Below are 7,707 nucleotides of genomic sequence, written 5' to 3' on the forward strand. Positions count from 1 at the left end.
GACAAAATTGTGATTGCCCCATTTATTGTTACACAGCCGATTAGCCTCGGGGAGCGGTTTTGATTGCTAGCAGCGTGCTCAGCCCACCCAAGCAAATCCCTGCAAGAACAAGGCTCACGCCCAGCAGCCAACTCCATTCCAGCGTTACACTGTTCGCTATGGCGCCGCCGCTAAACTGGCGGCTCAACCAGTGCTGTAGGTGCTGGCTACTGCTGGCTCCAGCCAACCAAGCCACTGCTCCGCCGATTCCCCCCAAGCCTGTTGCCTGCACAAAGAAGGGGGTATAAATCCAGCGCTGGGTTGCCCCTACCAGGATCATGATCTCAATGTCTGGCTGCCGCACTAAAATAATCAGCCGCAAAATGGTGCTCACCAGCGCCACAACAGTGACCCCCAATAACAGCACAAGGGCGATCGTGGCCGTACGGATAACTCGCTGCAGCCGTTGCAGACCGCTCAGTGCCCGCTCAAGGTACTGTACCGATTCAATTCCCTGCTGCTGAGCAATTTGAGTGGCCAAGGAAGCGACCTGATCGAGGGTCTTGGCGCGAATTTTGACTTCGTCACTCAGGGGGTTTTGCTCAAACAGGTGCAGATCTCCTTGCTGAGTGGTCAAGCCTAAATCTGCCTGTAGCTCTGCCCAAGCGCGATCGCGCCCAATCCATGTTAAGCGTTCAACGGCGGGTAATGCAGCTAACTCCTGCTTCAGACGAGCTATGGCTGTCTCCGGTAAGTCAGGGGCAACGTAGGCCGTAATTTCAAGGCGGTTGCCAAGGGCAGCCACCGCTGCACCGAGGGTATGGGACATCTGCCAGCCCCAACCAAAGAWAAAGAGGGTTACCGCCACTGCAATCACCGCAGCCCCATTGAGCCAGCCGCCGCGCCAGAGGCTGCGCCGCATTTCTGGAATTAAGAAGTCAAGGGTTGGCCATGGGTGTGGCAACCTGCTGAAGTTGGCCATGGTGTAATCGCAAAATAGGATGGGGAAGCAATTGGGTTAACGCACGATCGTGGGTGGTGAACAGCACCGTGAGGCCATGCTGGTGCAGGCGATGGAGTAAGTAGAGGATCTGTTGACTGGTCTGGGGGTCTAAGTTGCCCGTTGGCTCATCCGCTAGCAGCAGGTCGGGGCCGCCCACAATTGCGCGGGCAATACTGACGCGCTGTTGCTCGCCTCCGGAAAGAGCGTCGGGGTAGGCGCTGGCTTTGGCGGTCAGCCCCACCAGTTTGAGAGCCGTGTGCACCCGCTGCTGCAGTTCTGGTTTAGGGGTGCCGCGCACAAGGAGGGTAAAGGCCACATTGTCTGCCACGGTGCGATCGCCCAGTAACTTAAAGTCCTGAAAAATCACCCCCAACCGTCGCCGCAGCCGTGCCATCGCCCTATCATCGTGGGGGGTGAGCGCTTGTCCAAAAAGGTGTACACTGCCGTGATCCGGTGTTATCTGACCGGACAATAACTTGAGCAGGGTGGACTTCCCAGAGCCAGAGACCCCTGTTAAAAAATAGAATTCCCCCTGCCGCAGTTGCAGGCTGACGCCATTAAGACAGGGCGGATGAGCCGCAAAACACTTTGTGACTTGCCTTAGCTCGGCAATCACATCAGGACTCGATTGAGCGGTTGAAGGTCTTTGCACTGCTGTAGCGGTGACCATAGGAAGCGTTAACGTCGCCGCCCGTATAAACGACTCACAAGGGCTTTCCATGCAAACTGTGGCAGTGCCAACATCCGTCGCCAGCGCCAGGGCTCTTGGTAGAGGCGATAGAGCCACTCGAGGTGTAAATTGCGAAAGAGCTTGGGGGCGCGCTGCTTTTGCCCCGCCCAAATATCAAAACTGCCGCCCACACCTACCCAAATGGCGGTCGGACACACATGGCGATGGTCTTGAATCCAGTACTCTTGGCGGGGCACCCCTAAGGCCACAAAGATAATGTTGGGTTGTAAACGCTCTAACCGCCGGATCAGTTCAGCTTCGGTGTTGGCATCATGGTAACCTGACTCTACACCAACAACCTTCAGGTTGGGGAGCTTAGCCTGCCAGCGAATAGCCACCGTTTCAGCAACGCTCGGTGCCGCGCCATAGAAAAAGACACGATTGTGATGGTCAGACTCACTGGCCAGCTTCAGTAGGGCTTCGGCAAACTCAATTCCTGGTTGCCGTTTTACAGATAGGCCGTGGAGCTTGAGGTAAAGAATGACCCCGGAGCCGTCAGGAATCACTAAGTCTGCTTGCCGCAGAAGCTCGGCAAAGCGTGGGGTGCGCTCCGCCAGCATCACCATTTCTGAGTTGAGGGTGACAACGTGCTGACCCCGGCCACTGCGCTGCTGCATCAATAACCACTCTGGGGCATTGTCCACCAAGTGTAAGGGATAGCTAAAGACAGAGACTTTGGCAGGAACGGCAGGCATAACCCTAGATGGCTGACCCATAGAGACTTGAATAACTTGAGAGAATCCTTGAGTATCCTACCGCTATTTCCACCGTTGGTCACTCGCTTACCTGTAGATAGCCTTGAGCAGCAGCTTGTCCTTTAGGGAGATGTGCCTCTTCAAAATAGCGGAGTTGCCGCCAGCCGACAAAGTTGGCGTAGCGTCGGCGATCGCCCATGCACTCTGCCACATGCTCAAGGGGCGACAAGTGTTTGGGGTCTGCCCCAGCCAGCCGCTGATACAGTGCCAAATCCGACGCGGGATCACTGCGTTGACCATCCCGCAGGTAGTAAGACACCCTAGCACAACGAGCCACGGACATATACTTGCACTGCTCGAGGGTGTATTGTTGGCGATCGCGTTCCTCGATGTAGGGTAAATGCCATTCGCCGACGGCTAACGGTGTGGGTGTATGGGTTTCCAGCAAGTGTTGGATCATCTTGGCAAGGGACTGCATTTCTGGTTGAGCATCGGGGTGGTTGCGTAGATGTAGAAAATTTCCCCACTCAGTACTACTGACCACCGTTTGCATCCACATCCACGGCTCTAGCATCCGATTTACGACCTGCTTGTGAATTCCCAACTCGTTCAGCTTACGGGCACCCTCTAAAACGGCAAGGCGGGTTTCTAGCCAAATCTCCTTTGCCGCTTCCTTGTGCTCACTTTCTACGCGGGCTTGCATCCCTTTCTGGTTTTGCCCCCAATGGTAGGGTATCACTGGGTCTTGCCTCACCTGTTCCATCATTTTGCTGACGGGAACAGCACGAGAGCTGGCAGAATTGCGGGAAAAGACGCGGTGGGTGAGCAGTTCGCTGTGGATAAACCGTGGATAGGTTAATTGAAGTGTGACCAGCCGTATTCCTGCTGGCGAGAGGGAATCGGCAATCACCCGTCCGTCTTGCATGGAACCTCGTCTCAAATGCTGCATGTTCTAGCCTAGTCCATTGGGGCTATTGGCTCTAGAAAACATTGCCTCTAGAAAAACACATGACTATCGGGCATCAAGCTTAGCTCAAGGGGAACCGCGTGGCGATCGGTTTCCAAGGCAGCCTGGATCAGGGCTGCTGCGGCATCTGGCTGCAAGAGTTTCTGGCGATCGACTTTGAGGCTCACGCCATCCCAAAAGGGCGTATCCACGCCGCCAAAATAGAACAGGCTAAACTTAATGCCGTAGCGTTTGAGTTCCTCGGCCATGCACTTACTAAAGCCCACCACCCCGAACTTGGCGGCACAGTAGGCGGCTGCCATGGCCATCGAATGCTTCCCCAAAATTCCCACGACTGTACAGATGTGTCCTTGCTGGTGCTCTTTCATGAGTTCCGCTGCCTGCTGAGTGGTGTAGAAGCAGCCCTTCAGGTTTAACGCCAGCATCTGCTCTAGTTCTGTGGGGGTAATTTTGGCGTAGGGCTTGAGTAAGCCTGCCCCAGCAGCATTAATCAGGACATCGAGCCGCCCGTGTTGCTCGCGAATGGCCTGCATTAACTGCACAACCTGATCCGGCTGGGTAATGTCGCAGGGGTGACTCTGCACGTTACGCTCCCCTGAGAGCGTGGCGGCTAACTGCTGGAGGCGATCGCCAGAACGAGCGGCTAACACTAAGGTTGCTCCCGTGCCTTTTAACCGCTCGACAACGGCACGGCCAATCCCACCGGTGGCACCTACCACCAATACCACTTGATCCGATAAGTGAGGCATTGTTACATTTCTTTACATTCCTTTTCTATCTTAGCCCTAAAACTACGTGCAAAGAGGGCACATGGTGTGAAGTACCGCAGGTTTCGCTACGCTACACCTGCGGCTTCCTGTCCTGAACCAGTATCCCGGTTCATCCCTAGTCTTGCAACTAGCTGATCAGGCGTAGATTTCCCTTCTTCCAAGGGTATTTTTGATTCAGAGAACAGCAGCAAATTCAAGGCAGCATTAATGTCTCTGTCCCAAACAGTTTTGCATTCTGGGCACTCCCATTCACGACTAGCAAGCGTTAAATCTTGCTTGATGTACCCGCAATTGGAACATCTCTTAGAACTGGGGAAGAATCTATCTACGTAGCAAATTTCGCAACCGTAGATATACCCTTTGTATTCCAACATGGCGAGGGAGCTGCCCCACGATACATCACAAATGCCGACTCTAAATCCTTAAGAGTCTGCTGCAATGCTTGGGAATTAACTTCTTTAAGCCATTCAAACTCTGATTTTAAGCCTGTTAAACGTTTTGCCCAGTCTTTGTAGCGTAGAGATTTTTTAGACTTGGCGTATGCATCTATGGTCAACCTTAAAAAATGGTTATATACAAATCTGGAGCAACCAAAGCATTTTGCTAAAAATGCGGATTGCTCTTTGTTTGGATACAGTCGAAATTTGTAAGCTTTATTTCCCATAGTGCATGTTATACAATACTTACCCAACTCAGGTCAAATAGTTAAATGCCGCAGATTTTTGGCTTTGCTCTCATCCCCATACTCCGCTACGCTGCGTATGGGGTCTTCCCGCAAAGTTTAATAAAAACTAAGAGGTCGTCCTAGCGGGTCATCATGAAAGCGGCAGTGCTCTACGGCAAAGAAGATGTGCGTATTGAAAGCGTGGCGGATCCAACGCCAGCGGCTGGCGAAGTGGTGATCCGTGTGAAAGCGGCAACCACCTGTGGCACCGACTTGAAAGTGTGGCGGCGGGGCGGCCATGCCCGGATGTTAACCCCGCCCATTCTCTTTGGCCATGAGGCCGCAGGGGAAATTGTTGCCCTCGGTGCTGGGGTGACGGGTTGGCGACTGGGCGATCGCGTCGTGGCAAATAACTCTGCGCCCTGTGGCCAGTGCTTCTATTGCCAGCGGCAGGAGTTTTCGCTGTGTGCGCACCTTGAGTTTAACAATGGCACGTTTGCTGAGTATCTGAAGATTCCCGCCAGTATTGTTCGCCATAACCTCCTGCCAATTCCTGAGCACCTGAGCGAGGAGATGGCTGCCCTGACGGAGCCGCTGGCCTGTGTCCTGCACGGCGTGGCACGTTGCGGGTGGCAGCCCCAGATGCAGCAGTGGCCGAGTCCACCCCAGATTGTGGTGATTGGTGATGGTGCCATTGGTTTAATGTTTGTGGGGGTGTTGGCTCAGCAGGGGGCACGGGTACTCACCTTTGGCGGCTCGGATCAACGGTTGGCGATCGCCGAGACCTTCGGTGCAGAGCAGGTGGTGAACCATCATCAGTGCGAAGATATGCCAGCAGTGGTCAAAGATTGGACGACAGGACGGGGTGCTGACATTGTGATTGAAGCCACAGGCGTACCGCAGGTGTGGGAAGTGGCGATCGCCTGCGGTCGTCCGGGGGCAACGATTAATCTCTTTGGCGGCTGTCCGCGGGAAACCCGCATCAGTGTCGATACTGAGCGCCTGCACTACGAAGAACTCACCCTCAAGGGAGTGTTTCACAATACGCCCGCCTTTGTTCGTCAAGCCCTTGCCCTCATTGCCAGCCAAACCTTACCCTTTGAAATGCTTGTAAGTGGCCACGCACCCCTTACCGAGATTGAGCAGGTGCTGCAAGCGATGAAAGCACGACAAGTGATTAAGGTGGCACTGCACCCTTAGCCCTCTAGGAATTTTGAACCAGCCTTGACAGAGTAAAATAGGGCGATCGCCCCTAGCGCATTACACTCTCGAGCTACAGCATGACATCTTCTGGCAACTCCTACCCAGTGATCCTCAACCAGTTTTGTGTTAAGACCCTTGAGGAGGAGGCACGACTCCTTTATCCATTCACGTGCCGGTGGCAGCAGAATCCTGAACTAGGAACAGAAGCCTATGCCCTCAATAAGGTGTGCTACCAGTTACCGGTTCCTGCCGCTCGCTGGGGGAGTGCCATTGTGACTCGCCAGCCCCTCGAACAACTTAAGACGAAGGCGTGGCAACTGATTCCCCAGCCGTCTCGGGTCTTTGACTGCACTTGTCTTGAGCAAAACCGCCGCACATTCTACCTCCTTGTGGGTTCTGCTGCAAAATTTCTCGCGCTGCTTGACAACCCACATGGCGACCAAAGGTTTCTTCAACTAGTTGATGGGTTCTGAGTGCCCTTTTATACGCTAGTGCCCGGAGGAGGCCATGACTCACCTTCATGTGAACTAGAGCTATCCGTGGGAAATGACAAGTGCTCTGGATTTTCAATGCTTGTGGTGGGGGTTTCTTCGTCGCTGTTGTCGGGAATGTCATTGATGAGATCTACCGCTGATGCAGGGGTTTCCTCTACCTCTAAATCCGCTAAACCCGCAGACTCGTCAGTGACGGGGGTTGATACTGGCGTGTTCTCCGGAGCATCCGCTAGCTCTGCACGCTCTGGGTCTGGGGTGGCCGGTGGCTGTTCTGGCTCACTGGGTGGTGCGGCTGTTGCTGCTGTGGATGGTGAGTCTTCAACAGTTGACTCTGCTGGTGCGTCTGCGGTTGGGGACACTGTCTCAACATTCGTGGGTAAGGTGCTGCTGGCTTGGCTTTCGCTCCACAAGTCCTCCTTCATATCAGAACTTGTATCCATCAGCGGCTCTGAGCTGGGAGCAGTAGGTGGTGCAGCGGCTATCCCTTTGTCTTTGTCCTTTGCTACGGCACCACTGAATAGACGTTGGACACGGTCTTTGATCTGGGTTAGCGTACCTTCTGGAAGCAATGTTTGAATGCGTTGCCAGAGCGCTTTTGCCTTTTGGGTATCGGTGCGATCGCTAGGGTGGGTCAGTTGCCAGCGGTACTGAAAGGTTTGCCAACCAAACCAGAGAATTAGGGCAACCCCTGCGGTAGTACCCAAAAGTAAACCACCATTGACACGATCGCCGTAGATCCACAAGGTCAAGGCAAAAAAGAGACCGGCACCACTGGCTGCCAAATCAAACTTACGGTACAACTCTGGCAAAAAGAACCCGGATAAGTACAAGCCTAAACTGGCGATCGCCAGACTCCAAGCCAGTAGATTTGTTAGCATTCCCAGTCCTCAGCAAGATAACGGCGGCTGCACCCCCYAGTCGCACATTGGGGGTCTTAACCTTCTACCTTACACCGCAGTGAATTCACCTCTGCAAGAATTTATTCTTGTGATTGTCCACGGATTTCGAGCAGATTGACTTCTCTCCTCCTTGAAAGAGAGGGGATTCCCAAAGGATGCTACGCAACGGGCTGAAGCCGCGTTGCTTCGCTTTTCCCTTGAGCTGTCACCCACAACTTAATACGGGTGGGGGCAGTCAAAGACCCCCTACCAACTCCGCTCAGACTCAATCCAAGCATCGTCGCTACTTTACGCAGATCGGAA

Annotated in this window: 10 protein-coding genes; 2 read left to right on the forward strand and 8 right to left on the reverse strand. The window is 53.9% G+C overall.

The features are described 5' to 3' along the window. Positions 1–40: 40 nt before the first annotated feature. From L5470_RS08860 to L5470_RS08890, 7 genes are all read right to left on the reverse strand, one after another. Positions 41–961, reverse strand: a complete 921-nt coding sequence (locus tag L5470_RS08860; protein ID WP_499499470.1) for a cell division protein FtsX — start codon at positions 959–961, stop codon at positions 41–43. Continuing rightward, positions 918–1,652, reverse strand: coding sequence for a cell division ATP-binding protein FtsE (gene ftsE / locus L5470_RS08865; RefSeq protein ID WP_448514395.1), 735 nt, complete (start codon positions 1,650–1,652; stop codon positions 918–920). Before ftsE ends, L5470_RS08860 begins: the two co-directional genes overlap by 44 nt. A gap of 8 nt (positions 1,653–1,660) precedes the next feature. Further along, a complete protein-coding gene (locus tag L5470_RS08870) occupies positions 1,661–2,428 on the reverse strand; it encodes a WecB/TagA/CpsF family glycosyltransferase (protein ID WP_499499472.1) in 768 nt (255 codons plus the stop codon). 58 nt (positions 2,429–2,486) lie between these two features. Beyond that, positions 2,487–3,332, reverse strand: coding sequence for an FAD-dependent thymidylate synthase (locus L5470_RS08875; protein ID WP_499499474.1), 846 nt, complete (start codon positions 3,330–3,332; stop codon positions 2,487–2,489). 71 nt (positions 3,333–3,403) lie between these two features. Next, on the reverse strand, positions 3,404–4,123 hold the full coding sequence (locus L5470_RS08880) for an SDR family oxidoreductase (protein WP_499499476.1): 720 nt from the start codon (positions 4,121–4,123) through the stop codon (positions 3,404–3,406). An 86-nt stretch (positions 4,124–4,209) separates the two neighbouring features. After that, the gene (locus tag L5470_RS08885; RefSeq protein WP_198406029.1) at positions 4,210–4,518 is read right to left on the reverse strand and encodes a zinc ribbon domain-containing protein; all 309 of its coding nucleotides are present in this window, start codon (positions 4,516–4,518) and stop codon (positions 4,210–4,212) included. Next, positions 4,470–4,808: a helix-turn-helix domain-containing protein gene (locus tag L5470_RS08890; RefSeq protein ID WP_499499479.1), complete on the reverse strand. Its 339-nt coding sequence runs from the start codon at positions 4,806–4,808 to the stop codon at positions 4,470–4,472. The genes L5470_RS08885 and L5470_RS08890 overlap by 49 nt, the downstream gene beginning before the upstream one ends. 153 nt (positions 4,809–4,961) lie before the next feature. Here L5470_RS08890 and L5470_RS08895 point away from each other — a divergent pair, with 153 nt between their 5' ends. Beyond that, the gene (locus L5470_RS08895) at positions 4,962–6,008 is read left to right on the forward strand and encodes a zinc-dependent alcohol dehydrogenase (protein ID WP_099799495.1); all 1,047 of its coding nucleotides are present in this window, start codon (positions 4,962–4,964) and stop codon (positions 6,006–6,008) included. Between the two features lie 80 nt (positions 6,009–6,088). Then, positions 6,089–6,484 carry a hypothetical protein gene (locus L5470_RS08900; protein ID WP_499499481.1) on the forward strand — a complete coding sequence of 132 codons (396 nt, stop codon included), beginning with the start codon at positions 6,089–6,091 and terminating at the stop codon, positions 6,482–6,484. A gap of 8 nt (positions 6,485–6,492) precedes the next feature. On the opposite strand, the gene L5470_RS08905 is transcribed toward L5470_RS08900, so the two are convergent. Beyond that, positions 6,493–7,383: a Ycf66 family protein gene (locus tag L5470_RS08905; protein ID WP_099798150.1), complete on the reverse strand. Its 891-nt coding sequence runs from the start codon at positions 7,381–7,383 to the stop codon at positions 6,493–6,495. Positions 7,384–7,707 lie beyond the last annotated feature (324 nt).

The organism is Synechococcus sp. PCC 6717 (assembly GCF_022698185.1).
In the GTDB taxonomy this organism is placed as follows: Bacteria; Cyanobacteriota; Cyanobacteriia; order Thermosynechococcales; family Thermosynechococcaceae; genus Thermosynechococcus; species Thermosynechococcus lividus.